11 protein-coding genes are annotated in these 19,270 nt (G+C 37.4%); 2 read left to right on the plus strand and 9 right to left on the minus strand.

What is annotated here, in order from left to right:
- Nucleotides 1-4: 4 nt before the first annotated feature.
- The 9 genes from BELBA_RS15845 to BELBA_RS15890 form a co-directional block, all read right to left on the minus strand.
- Complete coding sequence (locus tag BELBA_RS15845) at nucleotides 5-697, minus strand: acylneuraminate cytidylyltransferase family protein (RefSeq protein ID WP_014773688.1); 693 nt, start codon at nucleotides 695-697, stop codon at nucleotides 5-7.
- 172 nt (nucleotides 698-869) lie between these two features.
- Nucleotides 870-2,090: a 6-bladed beta-propeller gene (locus BELBA_RS15855; RefSeq protein WP_083833714.1), complete on the minus strand. Its 1,221-nt coding sequence runs from the start codon at nucleotides 2,088-2,090 to the stop codon at nucleotides 870-872.
- On the minus strand, nucleotides 2,030-2,293 hold the full coding sequence (locus tag BELBA_RS19755; protein ID WP_014773690.1) for a hypothetical protein: 264 nt from the start codon (nucleotides 2,291-2,293) through the stop codon (nucleotides 2,030-2,032). Before BELBA_RS19755 ends, BELBA_RS15855 begins: the two co-directional genes overlap by 61 nt.
- Nucleotides 2,294-2,488: 195 nt before the next feature.
- Nucleotides 2,489-3,454, minus strand: coding sequence for a helix-turn-helix domain-containing protein (locus BELBA_RS15865; RefSeq protein ID WP_014773691.1), 966 nt, complete (start codon nucleotides 3,452-3,454; stop codon nucleotides 2,489-2,491).
- A gap of 308 nt (nucleotides 3,455-3,762) precedes the next feature.
- Entirely contained in the window at nucleotides 3,763-5,301 is a 1,539-nt protein-coding gene (locus tag BELBA_RS15870; RefSeq protein ID WP_014773694.1) for a sialidase family protein, read from the minus strand.
- 45 nt (nucleotides 5,302-5,346) lie between these two features.
- On the minus strand, nucleotides 5,347-8,058 hold the full coding sequence (locus BELBA_RS15875) for a sodium:solute symporter family protein (protein ID WP_014773695.1): 2,712 nt from the start codon (nucleotides 8,056-8,058) through the stop codon (nucleotides 5,347-5,349).
- Between the two features lie 11 nt (nucleotides 8,059-8,069).
- Nucleotides 8,070-8,996: a dihydrodipicolinate synthase family protein gene (locus BELBA_RS15880; RefSeq protein WP_014773696.1), complete on the minus strand. Its 927-nt coding sequence runs from the start codon at nucleotides 8,994-8,996 to the stop codon at nucleotides 8,070-8,072.
- A 230-nt stretch (nucleotides 8,997-9,226) separates the two neighbouring features.
- On the minus strand, nucleotides 9,227-10,723 hold the full coding sequence (locus tag BELBA_RS15885) for a RagB/SusD family nutrient uptake outer membrane protein (RefSeq protein WP_014773697.1): 1,497 nt from the start codon (nucleotides 10,721-10,723) through the stop codon (nucleotides 9,227-9,229).
- Between the two features lie 21 nt (nucleotides 10,724-10,744).
- Nucleotides 10,745-13,921: a SusC/RagA family TonB-linked outer membrane protein gene (locus BELBA_RS15890; protein WP_014773698.1), complete on the minus strand. Its 3,177-nt coding sequence runs from the start codon at nucleotides 13,919-13,921 to the stop codon at nucleotides 10,745-10,747.
- 270 nt (nucleotides 13,922-14,191) lie between these two features.
- On the opposite strand from BELBA_RS15890, the gene BELBA_RS15895 reads away from it, so the two are divergent.
- Complete coding sequence (locus BELBA_RS15895; RefSeq protein WP_245531087.1) at nucleotides 14,192-18,433, plus strand: hybrid sensor histidine kinase/response regulator transcription factor; 4,242 nt, start codon at nucleotides 14,192-14,194, stop codon at nucleotides 18,431-18,433.
- Nucleotides 18,434-18,462: 29 nt separating this feature from the next.
- Nucleotides 18,463-19,227 (plus strand): creatininase family protein, encoded by a 765-nt coding sequence (locus BELBA_RS15900; RefSeq protein WP_014773701.1) that lies wholly within the window; start codon nucleotides 18,463-18,465, stop codon nucleotides 19,225-19,227.
- Nucleotides 19,228-19,270: the final 43 nt, after the last annotated feature.

Consider the following 19,270-nt stretch of genomic DNA (forward strand, 5'->3'; position numbering starts at 1 on the left):
GAATTTAGGAGTTGAATTTTTTATATAAAAATTCCGTAACCTCAAAATCCAAAGGAGTGTCAATATCAGCGAGTGTGTACATTTCACCTACTATTATGGGTACTGACTTTTCGCCAAAGATAGACCTATATTTAAGCAGGGAGCTGATCTTTGACAGGAAGATCAATCCGTTCATGCTGAGATAATTATTCAAATCCTGTCTTTGCTGGTGAAATTCAAAGAATGTGGGTTTAAAAAAACCATTGACCAATTCCCCCAACTTAACCTTAAGTGGAGTAACTGTGAAAACACAATCAGCATCCCTCTCTATAATTAGCCGTAAAGCATCTTCAAAATGCGCAAGCGTTCTTAGAGGATTAGTCGGTTGAAGTACCAAAAGATATTCAGCGTCTGTAGCTGTGTCACCGATATTTTCCAGAAAATGCAATGCAGCCTCACTTACCGTTGACTTTGCGGTAGCCAATTCATCAGGCCTTTTGATTACTTTGACTCCGTATCCTGAAGCAATTTCTTCAATCTTCAAATCATCCGTAGAGACGTACGTGCTGTCTCCCAGTCCGCACTTTCTGGCAAATTCAATGCTGTAATAGATTAAGGGCTTACCGTTAAAGAGTTTGATGTTTTTGTCTTTGCACCCTTCCGAACCGCCCCGCGCCGGGATGAAAGCTATAATTTTGTCTTTGAGGTTTATATCCATCGCTTCTTCATATTCTTGGGCAAAATTTTATTATATCACTACAGAGGCATCCAAATATAAATTGAGAAAATATACCAAATATCGAACTAAAGAATCCGGTTCGGTCGTGGATATTTTCATCGGAAGGATTGGTAAAAAACCTTCCTACTAAATAAATCTCAACATTTATCTCCTATTTATATTCCAGATGGAATATTATTTTTGATTCTTTATCGTCAGACATCTGAATCCGGTCCGAACCAGGGATTTTGCGGCTGTTGATGTTGTAGAATTTTTGGATATCGTTCTGATCCATCCAATACCATGCTTCTCTGGATGAGTTTCCCGAAAACTGAATCGCAGATGGGACTTTCCCAAGGTCATTCTTTATGTTTTCAATGAAGGTCATTTCCCTAGTTTTCAGGTTGACCAATAAATAACCATTTTTTTTCCGATATCGGATAGAAAACAATATTTCACTATCTGACAGTCTGGTGCCATTTGTTAGGTTATAGAATCCATCAAACTCATTTACGAATTTCAGGCCATCCAGGGGATGCTTTTTTGACAGTATGTTCACATCCAAAAATTCCCCTTTGAAGTTCAGTTCTATTTTCTCAATCCCACCATTTTTGCAGATCCAAAGATTTGGGTAGAAGGGATGGGAAAACACGAACACCGAATCATTGATCTCGGTAAATAAATTCGGGTCGGAGATTACCAATGTTGTATTTGCTTCTTCCATCGGCAAGACAGAATGGATCATTTTCATCTCATGGGAAAATTGTACAATTCTTCCACTATTTGCCTCTGATCCTTGCCTCAAAATAAAGATCCCTTCTTTGTTGATCACAAAATTGCTGCATGGAATTGGGACATAAAATTCATCCAAAGGCTCCAGTCCCAAAGTAAAGCGCATTATTTTTCTCCTGTGGGCATCAAGTACATAGACGGTATCCAGATATACACCAAAATCCGTTATCTCGCTCAATCCCAATGGCCCTTCACCAATGTCGTCCCTGGAAGCCTGCAAGTCCCCTTTTTTATCAAATACCTTCAACGATTTCATGATATGAAAGTCTGAAATAAGAATGTTTGACTCGGTGAGCAGGACTTTATCAACCGTTCCTATCGGGTTTTCACTTATTAATGTTTGTATCGATATGTTTTTGAAATACCCCGACAAGTTCAATGTTTCCGGTGATGTCACCAAGCGAAACTCTCTATGCGCATTTTCCCGGGGTGAGGAACATGAGGTACCTAAAGCCAGTAGGCAATAAAATAAGGTTATGAAGAACCATTTCCCTCCCTTATTTATCCTTAAACCTAGAACTTGCATGTCGAATTTGAACATTAACATGTACAAGGTACTTGCCAATTTGCATAGCATGTTTCCCCACCTTCCAGTCTGCATTTTATCAAATATTCATTTTTTGGAACGCACCACTCCCAGACAACTTTCCAGGGATTACTTTCACCAGAAGTAGGTTGTACCGGAACTTGTTCGTCAATTTCAATCAACTGATTCTCCAAATTCCCCTTTGCACTGAATAAGAATCCCATGCAGAAAATTCCTGCTGTGATGACTTTTAAGGTTTTTTTGAATTTCGTTTTCATAATTGTGTATTTTAAGTTGAACATTCTCAAATTTACCTTCCTTACTCCTATTAATTAGTACCAAATACACTCTAGTTTATACCATTTTTTTAATTGGTTTAACCTTATTCCAAATAAGAATAAAAAATCATTTGCATTCTGATATTTTAAACCCAATTATAAATCAGTCAGACCATTTAAAGACTGATTTCATTTTTAACTTTCCTTTTTTATTTGGCTAGGACTATAACCGAACCAGTTTCTGAATGCCCTGGAAAAATGATTTTGGGTGGAATAGTGTAATGCATGGCCCAACTCACTTACATTCATAGCTCCACTTTCAAGCTGCTCCTTCGCATAATCCATTCTAGTTTGCGTGAGCAGTTCTTTAGGCGTAATTCCTATATGGGATTTCACTATACGGTTCATAGCAGTTGCTGAACACCCCAATTCCTCATAAACAGTGCTTATATTGGAATTAAAGAAAAAATTCTCTTCAATATAATCAACAAATGTCTCCAGCAGCCTAATATCTCCATGTATTCCATTAGCAATTGTAAATGATTCGCGAATTTCTGAGTGTAGAAGAAAAAGTACTTCCTTGATCTTAAGTACCAGATAGGTTTCGTCAAAAAAGTATGGTGACATGATTTTTTTTAGATTACCAACCAAATCCCCTACTCGCGAACTATACCTAATTGGTTTCGCTAGCTTATTCAGTAAAGTTTTATGTAGGGAACCACAAAACCTACCTGTGTTTTCAAGTTCTTTTTGGTACCGGTCCAACCAGTCAGGACTTAAGGCCAAGAAAATGGATTCAAATTCCTTTTGCTCTAGTACTGTTTCAGAACAATATTTACCTTTTAATAATTGGAAATTCTCGGTTCTTTGGTTACTTTTAAGGGTATCTGATACTAATGTGGAATGCCCTTTTAAAGTAAATTTTGAATTAAGGAATTCTCTGTCATGCCCGTAACATATATGAACGGCTTCAGCATTTTTGCAATGAACATACGCTATTTTGAAGCCATCCCCTGAATATCGGCATATCACTGTTTTTCCCTTTGGGGATACCTGCCATTTAGTTTTAAGTAATTGGTACTTTGGAACCGGAAATGGGGATATGAATACACCATCTTCAATCTGCCCATCATATTTTTCTTTTGAAAGTAAATCTTTCATATTGAATTAATTAAAAAAAGAAACAATTAAGATTTTTTTACTTTTATGAATTTTAAGGTTACACTTTAGTTTCAGGAGTTTTTAATGAGATAAAGTAGTAAAATGCGATATTGGTAATGGCACCCTCAGATTTACACAAAATCATTTCTAGATAAAATTTCAGTTTTTTCATTTGCCATATACATCAATATTTCCCCAGCTCTGCTTCACTATTATAAATAAGGCCAATTGTAAATAGCCCCTTGTAAAAACTCCATCGGTCTCCAAACGTCTAATACCCATAATTAAAGCCTTAGCCTTTTTATTTCTTATTTCCTCAGAACATCCTCCAATGGAATAATCTGAAAAGTAATATTGGCCACACTGCTTTCGTAAAGTATCCCCACCTCTTTTTCATTGATCATGGTCAGGCAGGAATAGCCCCAGCCCTGCCCTTCATCCAGCAGCAGCTGCATGTCTTCCGGCCAGGTATTGCCGTCATCCTTACTTGCTTTGATGGTCATATTGACTCTTCTTTTTTCATGTGCAGGATTGGAAAATAGCAGCATTTGGTCTATGTATGGATTATCAATGATACTTGCCATACATACAGGCTCTATCAAATCTTTTCTGGAAGTCGAATGTTCTGTCCAAGTTTTTCCAAAATCTTTGGTCACTGCCACTGCCCTTGAACCTCCACGGTTGTCCCGCATATTAAGCATTAAAGTACCATCAGCAAGCTCTACGACTTGAGCTTCGGTGGTATTGGATCTAGCTCCCGTACCTACAGACCAGTTCTTGCCTTTATCTTTGCTGTAAATAATGGTACTGTGAGGCATATTATTTTCGTCCTTGTATTGAGCCGAGAAAACCAAAGTACCATCCTGCATGGTAATACCTTTACCAGGACCGTTGAAGAAAAGGTGCCATTTGGGGTCTTTCATTTGTTGTGTGATATTGATGGGTTCAGACCATGTAAGACCATCATCCTCCGACTTCACCAACATAAACTGTCCGGTCTCTTCAGGCTTCATACCCTGTTCGGAAGAATTCCAGGCCATTTTCCCGGGCTTGCCATGCTGCCATAGGGCAGCCACCCAGATATGGCCGGTTTCATGGTCTACCAAAATAGCCGGGTCTCCAATACCGTTCTGATCTTCAGGAAGGTCTCCCCATTCGCCAATATCCATGATCACTTTCATGGGTTCCCAGGTTCTTCCGCCATCCGTACTTCTACTCAGGCCTACATCGATATCCCCCTGCAAGTCCACAGAGCTATTTCTCCTGATATCATATACTGCCAGTACTGTTCCCTTTGGGGTAGTAACCAGTCCAGGTATCCTGTAAGAATGCACCCCTTCAAAACCATAACTTCTCAAGGCTGTAGCCAGCCTGTATGCAGAAACTTCTTTGGTGCTGTTTAAAGCAATCTTCTTTTTATCCAGCATTATATTTCCTACCGAAATATTGACCTTGTCTTTCAAATCATGGGTATCATTGGCCATGACATGAACTTCCAAGGATTGTGCCCCAGAGGGTAAAGCGGCAAGCTTTAAAGTAGTCTTGCCTTTGACCTTAGCCGTTTTGGCCAGCACTTGGGTTTCTTTTTCTCCAATTCTCGCTACAAGCTTTACGCTGTCCATCTCCTGATTCCCATTGATTATCAAAGTCAACTGGCCATTTTCAGCTTGGGTATTCCCATCCAAAAGAATACTTCCCACGTGACTAAAACCTCCCTGAAGAAGCGGTACATAGCGGGGTTCGAAAGAGAGAGCCTTTCCACTTTCCAGTTTCTGAGACTGACAAGAGACGCTAGCCATCACCCCAATGATCATCGTCAATAATCCAAATACCTTATACTTTTTCATATTTCCTTTATTTCTATATATTTCTACTTATTTCAATTGTATTGATCATTTACCTCTATAAGCCATTACCCCTTCATACTGCTTTTCTTCCTTTTCTTTCTTCAAAGAATGTATGGTTAAACCTTCTATACTTTTACTGCTAGGCTTTTGGAATAGAAGGCTAAAGAGATAAGTAAACAATATCGCACTTACCAATCCAGTAAAGGCATATAAGTGAATGCTGAGATCGGTTTGGTATTTGACTAAGATCTGCACTAGGGCACTCGCCGACAAACCAAAAACTGCACCTTGCCCGTTGACTGAGCGGGAAAGTATCCCAATCAGGAATATTCCTCCCAATCCTCCCGCAAATAATCCGATCAGCATATTGAACTGATCCCATAAGGAAGGAATACCCATGTTTGCCATCACCAAGGCAAGAAGGGTACCGCCGACACCTATGACTATAGTAACCCATCTAGCAAAAGTAAGCTGTTTGCCTTCATCTTTTTGTAATGGAAACCAACGATTATAAAAATCAGTGGTGATCACCGTGGCGACTGAATTCATGCTACTGTCCAAGCTCGACATGGCTGCCGCAAAAACAGCTGCAATCAAAAGGCCCGAAACTCCCTGTGGCAGTTGAGTAACAATGTACCAAGGGAAAATGCTGTCTGTATTTTGAATGACAGGTGAAAGGGCTTGTGGGTGCTGTAGATAGAAAAGGTACAAAGCAGTACCAATGGCAAAGAAAATCAAAGCAGATGGCAATGCCATCCAAGCACCTGTTAAGATACCTCTGGCAGCAGTCTTTTCATCTTTGGTAGTGAGGTATCTTTGGATAACGGTCTGATCACTCCCATACTGTACCAGATTGGAAGCTAACCCACCAATCAATACCACCCAAATCGCAGTTCCGGTAAAGTCAAATGAAGTGTCAAAAATCTTCATTTTACCAGAATCCAATGCCAATTCTTTAATGGTCCCCCATTCCATATCCATATGGTATACCATCATGACAAGTGAAATCAATGCCCCTCCCAAGAGTACCAACACTTGAATCACATCAGTCCAGATTACTGCTTCTATTCCACCAAGTACAGTATATAATATGCTCAATACTCCCATGATTAAAATACACAACTCAACACTCATACCTGTAACCACGGAAAGTGCAAGTGAAGGCAAAAGCAGGACAATACCCAACCTCCCAAACTGGAGCGTAACATATATAATACTGCCCAAATTGCGGACTGTTCTATTGAATCGAAGCTCAAGGTATTCGTAGGCTGTAGTCAGGTTAAGCCTTCTGAAGAAAGGCAAAAACAACGCAATGATCACTGGTGAGATCATAATGATTGTCATCAGCAAAAAAAACAGCGTCCAATCCGTAGAAAAAGTTTTGGCAGGTATGGCCATAAAGGTAATGGCGCTTAATTGGGTGCCAAAAACACTAATTCCAGCTGCCCACCAAGGTACTCTTCCCCCTGCTTTAAAGAAGTCTGCTAAATTGTGCTGTTTTTTGGAAATAAAAAAGCCCATAATTACTAAAATACCCAAATATCCTCCAAGTACAATGTAATTGAGCGTTCCAAATTGCTGGTTATTTTTAATGATTAATCCCTTTATTTCTGGTGTTCTTATACCTGGAGAGATTTCCCCTGATGGAACTAGAATATAGTTTCCACTTGTCACTGCAGTAGTATTCACAGGACTGGAAAAAGGCATATCGTCTATAACAGTCCAAGACTTAGTGACAGCATGAAATGAAAATATTTGATTGATGAATCCAGGATGTTCTGCTATTAGTTTTTTCCTTTCTTCCTCCAAATCTGCTTTTTCTTCATCATTATCAGAATTATTGATATTTAAAGCCAAAGCTTCAAGTTTTGAAAAATAAGAACCGGTAACTCCCCCAAATAAAAGAATATGACCAGATCCATATGGTGCGGCTGACATCGCAGAAAGTGGAACAATAGCCCCATTTCCATCTTTAATTGGTTCCAAGATACTCCATTCATCCAACTTTGGATCATACTCAAAAACATCAGCATAAAGTTCACTGATGTCATTCGGCACTTTTTTCCTTCCACCAAACAAATAAAGCTTTTCATAGTCTCCTGACAATTGACTAATCAATACCGCATTTGATCTAGGAGAACCTGGCCAAGATTTAAGACTTTCCCACTCAGGATTCTCAACACTAATATCTAAAACAAAAAAAGCATCTGAAGTTAAATCTTGCTCTTCTCCACCTGCTACATATATTTTCCCACCACTATAAGTCGCTGTTGTATAGGAGAGTGCCACAGGCAAAGATGGCAGTTGATTCTGATTCAACTGCCTAGTTTCTGGATTCCAACTTAAGATAGTAACGGACTTTTGTGGACCTGATTCATTCTCCCCTCCTATCAGGATTAATCCTTTGGGTGTGGAAACTGACGCTCCATAAGCAAGATTTTGATTGAGTGTATATTCCTTGTTTTTAATCCAAGAAAATCCTTCTTTACCCGATTCTAAAATATAAATCTGGTTCCACCAGTGCTTTTCACCCCCATACCAAGGCATTCCATTTGGAAAGTTTGCACCACCAGCCAAGATTATTGCACCGCGATGCTCTCCTGCAAACATCCCAGCGAAGCCCAATTTCGCGATTTCTGAATCCAAATCGGCCAAGTCGGCAACTGTAGACCAACTGAATTGAGTCATTTCATCTTGTGAAGCAATAGAATCAACCCAAAACTGAAACAAAAATAGAAAGAGTAATATTTTTCTCATACCTTTATTTCTTAACCTTGAGGAACCTTTGCTGTATATTCAAAAACCCCCAACTCCTCAAGCAAAATCTTCAGAGAATGAATTTCCGACACATCTAATCGCTTGATTGGAGCTCTAAAAGATCCACAGTCAAAGCCAATTATGTTCATAATGGCTTTTCCAGTAGCAGCACCCCCAAATTTTGCATAAAGACTTATAAAGTCTATTGATAATTCTTGTAACGCTCTCGCATTTTCAAAATCACCTCTTTCAAATTCTTCAAAAATTCTATTGTATAGCGGTGCAGCAAAATTGTATGTACTCCCAACAGCTCCTTTTGCTCCCATAGCTAATCCTGCTAAACAAGTTTCATCCCAACCCCAAAGAACATCATACTTCCCATCTTTAAATCGTAGGCAACGATTGAACTCCATCAAATCATTATGAGTGTATTTTATTCCAGCAAAATTCTCAATTTCATTACCTGCTATTTCTAAAAACTCAAGCATATCTAAGTTGACATTTGTCAATACAGGGATATGGTAAAAATATAAGGCCTGATTTGGAGCTGCAGCGGCGATAGGTTTTATAAAATCGACTAGCTGTCTTACCGTTGCTGTCTTAAAGTAATATGGGGCATTGACTGAAATACCATATATTCCTGCCTTATTAGCTTCTTTTGCTAAAAAAATCCCTTCTGACTGATTCGTTCCGGATACCATAGCAATAACTTTAAAATCATCTTCTTGTTGAAGTGCCCATTTTTGAATTAATTGAGTCTTTTCTTCCACACTCGTAGAAGAACTTTCACCAGTTGTTCCACATATAAATGCACCTTTCACCTGATTGGAGACCAACATCTTTTTGTATTTTGGAATAAGATCAAGATTGAGTTTATCACCTTTATCAAAAGGGCTAAAAGTTGCTGCGATAAGCCCCGAAATTTTTTGAAATTGCATATCTTAATATTTTAATTATTTAGGTTTAATTTTATTGTGTTTTCAAATTAGAGCCTGAAACACCTTTTTAAGTTAATTGATTTCTCAAGCTGTCTTGAATAACCTGGACAAATACAAGTCAATTCTCAATATCATGAAAAGATCATCTGTATAGAAAAACTGAGTAAAAATTGATAGAAAGGGGGACGGAAATCTCCGTCCCTTTTCCCAAACTTAATAACCCTATGAGTTTAATTTCCGTAGCCAGGATTCTGAACTATTCTTGAATTAAGGCTTATTGTTCCTAAGGATATTGGCCAAAGTAATAAATGTCTTTGTGTAGCTCTTGCCTGAAGAGAAGGCACTTTATCAAATGCTTTATCAAACCTTACTAAGTCCCACCATCTTTTTCCTTCAAATGCAAATTCAAATAACCTTTCTTGAAGGATTGCTTCATCATTAGCTTCACGTGATCCATTGACAAACCTAAAATCATCAAAATTAGCCCCATATGCTCTTTGCCTGATTTCATTCATTTCAGGACTTGGGTCCTGACCCAGTGCATTTTTAGCTTCTGCTTTCAAAAGAAGAAGATCAGCATACCGGTAAATGATGATATCGTCAATAAATCTTCTACCAGAAGGATCCACATAGCCTCTGTATTTCCTTACAGCAGATCCATAGTAGTTTTGCCCACCTTCATTATTTGGAACAAAAATCTCTACAAAAGATGCATCTCTTCTACTGTCTCTTTCATCAAATTGAGCTCTTATAGTCTGCGATGGAGCCCATCTATTCAGGCCACCACCTTGACCAAGTTTGGCTTTAACCTCATCTGATGCAGATGGTGGAATTTCATCATCTCTGATATACATATTGGCATTATAGTTAGCCCCGGCTTCAAGGTCTAAGTATCTCACACCAAATAAAACTTCAGAATTCCCTTTATTACTATATCTAAAGATATTATCATAGTTAGGCAATAAGCCAAGTCCACCTGCGCCTTGAGCATCATTTAATGCACTCAATGCAGTTGTAAAATCCGCTTGTCCCCCATTCAAGACCTTCCCTGTCCACAAGAAAACCTCTGCTTTCAAGACATTGGCGGATGGTTTTGACCAATATGCCCTTCCTGTCCCTACGTTATTATTTGGATATAATTCCAATGCCCTATCTAAATCAGCTTTGATTTGTGTAAAAATCTCCTCAACTGATGCTCTTGGTCTAAAAGTCATTTCTGCATCATAACCTTCTGTAGGGTCTACAACTAATGGAACACCTCCCCAGGTTCTAACCATTGTAAAATACAAGAATGCTCTCATGGTATAAGCTTCAGCAAGCATTCTATTTTTATTTGCCACATTATTAAAAGTAATACCAGGGACATACTTGATGATCAAATTAGCATCATGAACTACAGTGTACATCCTCAGCCAATTTGGGCCAGAAAAATTTGGATCTACATCGTTTAGGAAATAACGCTCAAGTCCCTCTGATGCTTGAAGCCCATAACTCAAAGTTTCACTTCTTCCTTCTCCCCAAACAAATAGATTACTAGAGGCTTGATCTCTAAATCTTACATACATACCACTTAATGCTCCGTTTGCATTGTCTTCATTGACCCAGAACCCCGCAGCTGTAATGGTACTGATAGGCTCTACCTCCAGCATATCTGTGCAGGAATTACCTGCCAGTAATCCCAATGCCAGAATAAAATTGAAGTATATTCTGAATTTTATATTTTTCATGATTTTCGCGCTTTAATTGAATTAAAATGACACATTGATACCCAACAAATAGCTTCTTGGAATTGGATATCTGCCTGAATCGGTACCTCCCAATTCAGGGTTTAAACCAGTATATTTGGTGAAATAATGTAGGTTGGAGCCGGTAAAATGTGCCCTTACCGCTGGCAGCCTCAGCGGCCTTAATATACTTTGAGGGAAATTATAGCTAAGCGTGACTTCCCTGATAGCCAGGTAATCCCCTCTTTCATAGAAGAATGAACTGCCACGGGAAGAGTTGTTCTGGGCCAGCTGATCCGCCCACATAAACCTTGGGAAGTCTGTTATATCTCCCTGTTCCTGCCAGGACTTTGTAGTTTCTTTCAGGATCCCGATATCCCCTTGGTACTGGCCATTGAATCTTGCCCTGGTCTCATGGTATATGGTATGTCCTAAAGCAAAGTCAGTTCTTACTGTCAGACTCAGTCTTTTGTAATTAAAGGTATTGGTAAATCCTCCGGTCCATTTAGGGAACATATTGCCGACCCTAACCCTATCGCGGCTATCAATCGTATCATTTTTGTCCAGATCAGCCCAATTGACATCTCCTCCAAATTTTGATTTGTTACTTCCCGGAACCAGTAAATCCAGTGGAGCATTGGCCGCAGCTTCATCTGTTGGGTATACTCCTAGATGCTGGTAAGCAAACATCTCACCCAGTCTTTCTCCTTCCTGAAGTCCGCCTAACCATTCATACTTACCGGAACGTGGATTGAATACAAATACCCCTCCGATCCTGTTCTTTTCATTATCATTATCAGGAAGTCTTACAATAGTATTAATATTGTAGGCTGCATTTGCTGCTAAATTCCAGCTAAAATTGTTTTTTTGAACTATAGTCGCCCCGATTTCGATCTCAAAACCTTCATTTCTCAAAGAACCTAAATTAGTCAGTATCGATGAAAACCCTGTAGATTGTGGTAATTGCAAGTCAGTCAACAAATCATCCGTGACTCTATTATAATATTCTGCAGTTACATTAACTTTATTGTCAAACAAACCCATATCAATTCCAAGATTGACAGTTTTTGATCTTTCCCATCTTAAATCCTGATTTGCCATTCTATTGTTTTGAATAGCTGCTAAATCATTATATCTCGCTCCAACAGAATACAACCCTTGAGCATGAAAATCTGATAAATTCCCAACATTACCATTTACACCATAACTAGCTCTTAACTTTAAAGAAGATATTGATTGGGGAACATTGGTCCAAAAATCCTCTTTATGAATATTCCAGCCTGCTGATACACCAGGAAAAACACCCCAATAATTATTTCTACCTAAGTTTGATGCTCCATCAACTCTTGCGGAAGCAGAAAAAAGATATTTTTGATCATAATCATAAGTGACTCTACCAAAATATCCTAGAATTCGTAATTGTGTAAGTGATGAAGATACAGCTGTTGGTTCTGCAGATGCATTGAGAGTAGGAATCAAATCTGAAGCTGCACCTCTTCCTGATGCTGACGCACTATAAATTTGTCTGTCAAAATAAGCCCCGCCAACTTTTCCTTGAATGTTGTGCAATCCTACTGATTTATTGTAAGTAAAGACTCCGTCAAATTGCTTTTGCCAGAAAAGTGAATTGGAAGCTGAAGCGGCCCTGTTATCTACAAATTGTGTAGGTGTATTGAAATAGGATTTGAGAAAAGAATTGCTTGTTGACTGCACCATATAAAGTGATCCTATAGGTTCAAAAGTAAGCCCTGGAAGAATTTCCCAATTGGCCCCAGCTGATAAGGTAATCCTGTTGGTTGCATTCAGGGCATCAGACCTGCCCAAATGGTACACTGGATTACCCATTGAACGGTTTTGGCCCGGAGCTAAGCTGCCATCTTCATACCTGAATTTAGCGGTTGGCGGTAAGCCCAAAGCCCTTTGAAAGATTTCATTTTCGTTGAATACCTGGGTATTGGATGAATTGGTGAAATTTAATCTTCCATAAACTGACAGCTTCTTATTGACTTCTATATCACCGTTCATACGGACAGTAAATCTTTTGAAGTCTGTATTGATGGCTACACCTTGGTTATCAAGATAACCAATACCCATGTCAAATCTTGCTTTCTCAGAACCTCCTGAAATTTGAATATTATGATTTTGAGTAATTGCTTGCCTAAATAAGATGGATTGCCAGTCAACTTCATCAAAAATAATCGTCTTTGTAGGATCAGCTGGATCTATCATTGACTGCCAACCCTCATTCAACTTATATTCATTTTCGGGTGTCAGATATTGAGGAGTGAATGCGGTGGTATTCGTTAAATTATTACCTATTCCAAAACCATTGGCTTGATTTAACCTAAATAATTGTCCTGGACTTTTTTCTGCCAACCGAAGAATACCCATTCTATTAAAGTAAATATAATCTCTTGCGGATGCCATCTCATATTGGTTCCACTGCTCTGACATACCTACAGTGTACCTATATTGAACTGAAGTTTTTCCAACTTTACCAGTCTTTGTTGTAATAATTACAACACCATTTGATCCCCTAGCACCATAAATCGCTGTTGCTGCTGCATCCTTTAATACCTGAAAGGTTTCAATATCATCAGGGTTTAGATCATTCATATTATTTCTAATTACACCGTCAATAATATAAAGTGGCTGTGCTCCATCTGGATTATTGATAGATGTTCCACCCCTAACAATTACCCTTGGTGCTGCACCCGGCTGTCCACTCGTAGTTTGAACCCTAACACCAGAAACAGTGCCTTGAAGTGCTGAAGCTGCATTAGCAAATGGAACATTATCCAAAACTTTTCGATCTACTTTAGACACTGCAGATGTAAGTGTTTCTCTAGACTGTTCTCCAAACCCTATAACAACCACTTCATCTAAACTTTGAGAGTCCAGTTTCAATGAAACATCTAATCGTGATTGATTATTAATTACAATTTCATAGGCAGTGTAGCCTATGAAAGTAAATCTCAATCGCTCTCCTTGACTTACAGATAAGGTGAAATTTCCATCAATATCTGTTGCTGTACCATTTGTAGTACCCATTACAAGTACATTTACTCCAGGAATACTCTCCCCAGTGTTCTCGTCAATTACTTTTCCTGTGATCGTTCTAGATTCTTGTGCAGTCACCACATAGGACATGCCCATCAATAAAGTAAAGATCAACCAGGCTTTTAGGTCGAATTTCTTCATGTTAGTTTTTGGTTATGTTAATTGATTCATTTTCTTTGACTTGAAAGCCTTCCAGAAACAGTCTGATTTCGGCTCAAAGTCTATGATCCAAATTTCCATAAACAAGTTTTTACAGTACGGAAACAAAAATCCAAATTGAGGGATAGAATTATCCAGTAGGTGTAATATTGTCCGTAAATTGGGTGAAATACATCCAAATCTTGTTTTGATAGATATTTTATTTATGTCAATGAGGAGGATATGTTAATTTTGAACTCAAAGAAATCAACCGTGAAAAATTTGGATTGGATCAAGCAAAACAAAAGACTGTTAAAAGTACCATTGTTCAAATGGATATGTTTGGCTCTATTTGCCAGTTTAGGTCATTTTACCTTTGCACAAGATAACAATGATGAAGTTATCCCAAATTTTGATCATTATAGCTCAAATGATGGTTTGCCACAAAACTCTGTTTTAGCAATACAACAAGACAATTTAGGTTTCCTTTGGATGGGTACTGATGATGGACTAAGCCGATTCGATGGATATAATTTCAAAACTTTTAAACACTCTCCTGAAAATCGCTTTAGTATCAGTAACAATGTAATCAGAGCAATTTCAAAAGACCCCAATGGATTATTATGGATAGGTACAGAGGGAGGTGGCATCAATGTATTAAATCCAAAAACAGAACAATTCATAGAATTCACACTTGAAAATCAGGATGAACCAAGAAGATTTGCTAATAAAATCGCATCAATTTTCTTAGATTCAAAGCAAAGACTCTGGATCGGTACACAAGGAGATGGAATTATTTTAGTTTCAGGATTTGAAAATACCTTCTCTAATGAACTAACTACATACACTTCTAAGTTGGAAGTGCAATTTTTCAACAAAAGAAACTCTCCGCTATTAGATAATAAAATCTGGACTGTTGCCGAAGATAAAGAAGGAAATATATACATAGGCACATTGGACGAAGGAGCTTTTAAAATTCCTAATGGCTCTTATGAAATCAAACAAATCGAACTCTTTAAGGAACTTAACCTAAATTCTATCAAATCATTTTTCGAAAGCTCCAACGGAGATTTTTGGATTGGTACAGAGAAAAACGGAGTTTGGAGAAAAGAAGCTGATAAAGCTTACTTCTCTTTTTTTGACCTTTCTAAAGTTCGAGGCATAAATAATAAACAAGACCTTAATGTAACTTCATTTGAAGAGGATCAGTTTGGTAATATTTTAATTGGCACGCTAGGCCAAGGTTTAATCAGTTTTAATCAATCCAAAGGAACCTTAAAACATTACAAAGACGATCCAATGAAATCTAAGAGCCTAAATGGCAATTCAGTATATACCATATATAAAGACAACAAACAACAAATATGGCTTGGAATGTATTCTGGTGAAGGCCTAAATAAAATAAATTTTAGTCAGCAATATTTTGAACATTACAAATATGACCCTCGAGAAAATCATGGCTTATCAAGCAGAATGGTGAAATCTATCTTTGTCGATAAAGATGATAATCTTTGGGTTGGGCTTTTTAATGGTGGATTAAATTTATTACCATCTGGAGAAAAGTTATTTCGCTACTTTAATTCTAAAGATGGCTTTTTATCTCATGATAATGTTCAAGTTATTCATCAAGCAAAAAATGGTGAAATTTGGATTGGAACAGATGGAGGTGGAATTAATATCTATAACCCCAAAACTAAAACCGTAAAATACCTCAAACAAATCCCTGGAAAAAATAGCTTGAGTAAAAATGAGGTTTGGGCAATTACAGAAGATAATAGTGGTAATTTCTGGATAGGTACTGCAAATGGTGGAGGTTTAAATAAATTTGATCCTACGACTGGCCTTTTTGAAACTTTCTATTCTGGCTTAAACAAAAATAGATCTCCAAGCTTTAATGATATCCGATCTCTTCTTGTTGACAGTAAAAATAATCTTTGGATAGGTACTTATGGTGGTGGTCTAAACAAATTAAACCTCTCTTCAGGTAAATTTGAATATTTCCAAAGCCATCATGAAAACACAAAAATAAGTCACGATATCATTACATCCGTCTTAGAAGATAAAAATGGTTTCATTTGGGTTGGAACATTCGGCGGTGGTCTCAATAAAATAAACCCTCTTTCGAATGAAGTGCTCGTGTACAGGGTAAAGGATGGATTACCAAGCGATGTAATCAAAGGAATCTTGGAAGATAATGATGGGCAGTTGTGGATCAGTACTTTAAATGGACTTTCAGCTTTTGATCAAAAGTCTGAAGTATTCAAAAATTATAAGGAGGAAGATGGCTTACAATCTGACGAATTCAATCTTGGTACAGCATTTAAAGATAATATAGGTCGCTTATATTTTGGTGGTACCAATGGCTTCAATGCTTTCTTTCCTGAGAAAATATCAATCTATCCAATTCCGGAAACTCCTGTTTTCACAAAACTGAAAATACTCAATAATGAAGTGAATGTAAATGAAGAAGTATTGGGAAGCACTATTTTAGAAACACAAATCAGCTACAAAGACCAAATCTCAATTTCTTATCAGCATAATAGCCTTGAACTGGAATTTGCATCACTTCAATTCAATTTACAAAGCAAAATTCAGTATCAGTATTATCTAGAAGGCTACGACCAAGATTGGATTAATACAGATGCTCAAAGAAGATTCGCTACTTATGCCAACCTAAAGCCAGGAAAATATCTGTTTCATGTTAGAGCCTTTATAGACAATAATCAAACTACTAGTCCAAGTAGAACCATCTCAATTATTGTCTCTCCTCCTTGGCACAAAAGTAAATTAGCCTACTTTATCTATGTAATCTTAATTTTCCTCGCAGCATATGGAATCAAAAATATAATTGCATGGCGAATTAAACTTAAAAATGACCTACGCTTCGAACGATTGGAAAAAGAAAAACAAGAAGAGATAAATCAACTAAAATTACGATTCTTTACAAACATATCCCATGAACTTCGAACTCCTCTAATGTTGATAAAAGCACCATTAGAGCAATTAGAAAAGGAAAAATACTTGTCTCCATTGGTCTCCAAGCAATTGGAATCAATTCATTCCAATACCAATAGACTTTTGAGATTAATTAACCAACTCTTGGATTTTAGAAAACAGGAGACAGGAAACCTAAACCTGACAGTTAGACAAGTCCCTACAAGGTCATTTATCAAAGAGATTTTTGATTCATTCTTTACATTGGTAGAACAGAAAAATATTGATTTTAATATTCAAATTGATGATGATATCCCATTTGCCTTATGGTTCGATCCAGAGCAAATGGAAAAAGTATTCTTTAATTTAATTTACAATGCCATAAAGTTCACACCAGATGGTGGTAGAATTCAAATTCAGGTCAAAAATGATACAGATTTAAATTTAGTAGGTTTTAAAATAATTGATAATGGAAGAGGCATAGAACCAGAAAACATTGATTTAATTTTTGATAGGTTTTTCCAAGTTCATCAAAAAGGAGATTTTCATCAAGCTGGTACAGGAATAGGCTTGGCACTTTCCAAAAACATCATCGATTTACATCAAGGAAGAATAAAAGTAAAAAGTAAACCTGGAGTAGAGACTATATTTACCATTTTACTTAAAACAGGATTCGAACATTATGACAAGTCTCAACTCGCTCAAGGTATCACCTTTAGCGAAGAAAAATACCAATCCAATAACACGAATTCTAAAGAAATCTATTTTGATGATTTTAAAATCTCGCACGAAAGTGAACAAGAAAACGAACTAACTATTGGAAAAAAACTTCTGATTGTGGAGGACAATATTGATTTATTGCTCTTACTCAAAAGGTCCTTAAGCTTGCATTTTGAAATTATAGAAGCCAAAGATGGTGAGGAAGGGCTAAACTCAGCAATTGAAAACAAACCTGATTTCGTGATTTCTGATGTCATGATGCCTAAGCTTGACGGTATTTCTATGTGCAAAATGCTCAAACAAAACATTGAAACAAGTCATATCCCCGTCATTTTACTGACAGCCAAAAGTTCCCATATTAATCAGCTCGAAGGTTATGAATCAGGAGCTGATGATTATATAACCAAACCTTTTCCTATTGATCTATTAATTCTAAAAATTAAAAATATCCTTGATGGTCGAGAAAAGTTTCAAAAACAATTTCAATTAATACCAAATCTTGATTCATCAAAAATTAAGGTCACTTCGGAAGATGAAAAATTCTTGAATCAAGCGATTTCTAGTATTGAGAAGCACATAGATAATCCTGATTTCCAAGTCCATGATTTGGTAAAAGATCTTGGAATGAGTAGAACATTGGTTTTTGAAAAATTCAAAGCACTAATCGGTCAAACACCCAACGATTTCATTCAAACAATCCGATTGAAAAGAGCTGCTCAGCTGCTACTAGAAACCAATTATAAAATCTCAGAAATAGGATACATGGTTGGCTTCAACAACCCTAAATATTTTAGTAAATGTTTCTTGAAACATTTTGGCTTCTCGCCATCAAAATATAAATCAACTGAAAATGAATCTTAAAAATTCAATTACGAATCAAGAAAATAAATATGAAACCATACCTATTATCAGAAACGAATTGGTTGATGCTAAAGGAATTTCGTTATGATTTAGCAGTATTACCCTGGGGAGCTACAGAAGCTCATAATTACCACCTACCCTATGGAACTGACAACTATGAAGCAAGCGAAATTGCGGAAAAGTCAGGAGCAATAGCTTGGGAGAAAGGAGCGAAAGTGGTCATTCTACCCACAATCCCCTTCGGAGTAAATACAGGTCAATCAGACATCTATTTAGACTTGAATATCAATCCTAGCACGCAGCGCTATATCATCAAAGACCTACTGACCGTACTCAACCGCCAAGGAATTAAAAAATTCCTAATTCTAAACAGTCATGGAGGAAATGATTTCAAAACTATCCTTAGAGAACTAGGATTAGAGTTTCCAGATATGCTTTTGATGTGTTGCGACTGGTTCAAGGCAATCCCAAAATCAAAGTATTTTGACCATTCTGGAGATCATGCTGATGAGCTCGAAACTAGCCTGATAATGCATCTCAGGCCTGACCTTGTATTACCATTGGAAAAAGCTGGACAAGGAAAAGAAAAATTTTCCAAAATAAAAGGAATTAGAGAAGGATGGGCCTGGTCCGAAAGGAAATGGTCTAAAGTCACGGAGGACACTGGTATAGGTGACCCAACAAAAGCCACAGTTGAAAAAGGTCAAAACTACTTTGAAGAAATCACCAATAAAGTTGCCCATCTCTATCTTGATATTTGCAAGTTAGAGGGAACAGATCATTACGAGAAATAAACAAGGAAATACAGTCTTCTCAAAAAATATCACAAACCAAAAA

It is taken from the genome of Belliella baltica DSM 15883, from assembly GCF_000265405.1.
Lineage (GTDB): Bacteria > Bacteroidota > Bacteroidia > Cytophagales > Cyclobacteriaceae > Belliella > Belliella baltica.

Bases quoted from the DNA above. Each gene is read 5' to 3' on its own strand.
- BELBA_RS15845 (WP_014773688.1), bottom strand. From the start codon at position 697: ATGGATATAAACCTCAAAGACAAAATTATAGCTTTCATCCCGGCGCGG.
- BELBA_RS15855 (WP_083833714.1), bottom strand. From the start codon at position 2,090: ATGCAGACTGGAAGGTGGGGAAACATGCTATGCAAATTGGCAAGTACC.
- BELBA_RS19755 (WP_014773690.1), bottom strand. From the start codon at position 2,293: ATGAAAACGAAATTCAAAAAAACCTTAAAAGTCATCACAGCAGGAATT.
- BELBA_RS15865 (WP_014773691.1), bottom strand. From the start codon at position 3,454: ATGAAAGATTTACTTTCAAAAGAAAAATATGATGGGCAGATTGAAGAT.
- BELBA_RS15870 (WP_014773694.1), bottom strand. From the start codon at position 5,301: ATGAAAAAGTATAAGGTATTTGGATTATTGACGATGATCATTGGGGTG.
- BELBA_RS15875 (WP_014773695.1), bottom strand. From the start codon at position 8,058: ATGAGAAAAATATTACTCTTTCTATTTTTGTTTCAGTTTTGGGTTGAT.
- BELBA_RS15880 (WP_014773696.1), bottom strand. From the start codon at position 8,996: ATGCAATTTCAAAAAATTTCGGGGCTTATCGCAGCAACTTTTAGCCCT.
- BELBA_RS15885 (WP_014773697.1), bottom strand. From the start codon at position 10,723: ATGAAAAATATAAAATTCAGAATATACTTCAATTTTATTCTGGCATTG.
- BELBA_RS15890 (WP_014773698.1), bottom strand. From the start codon at position 13,921: ATGAAGAAATTCGACCTAAAAGCCTGGTTGATCTTTACTTTATTGATG.
- BELBA_RS15900 (WP_014773701.1), top strand. From the start codon at position 18,463: ATGAAACCATACCTATTATCAGAAACGAATTGGTTGATGCTAAAGGAA.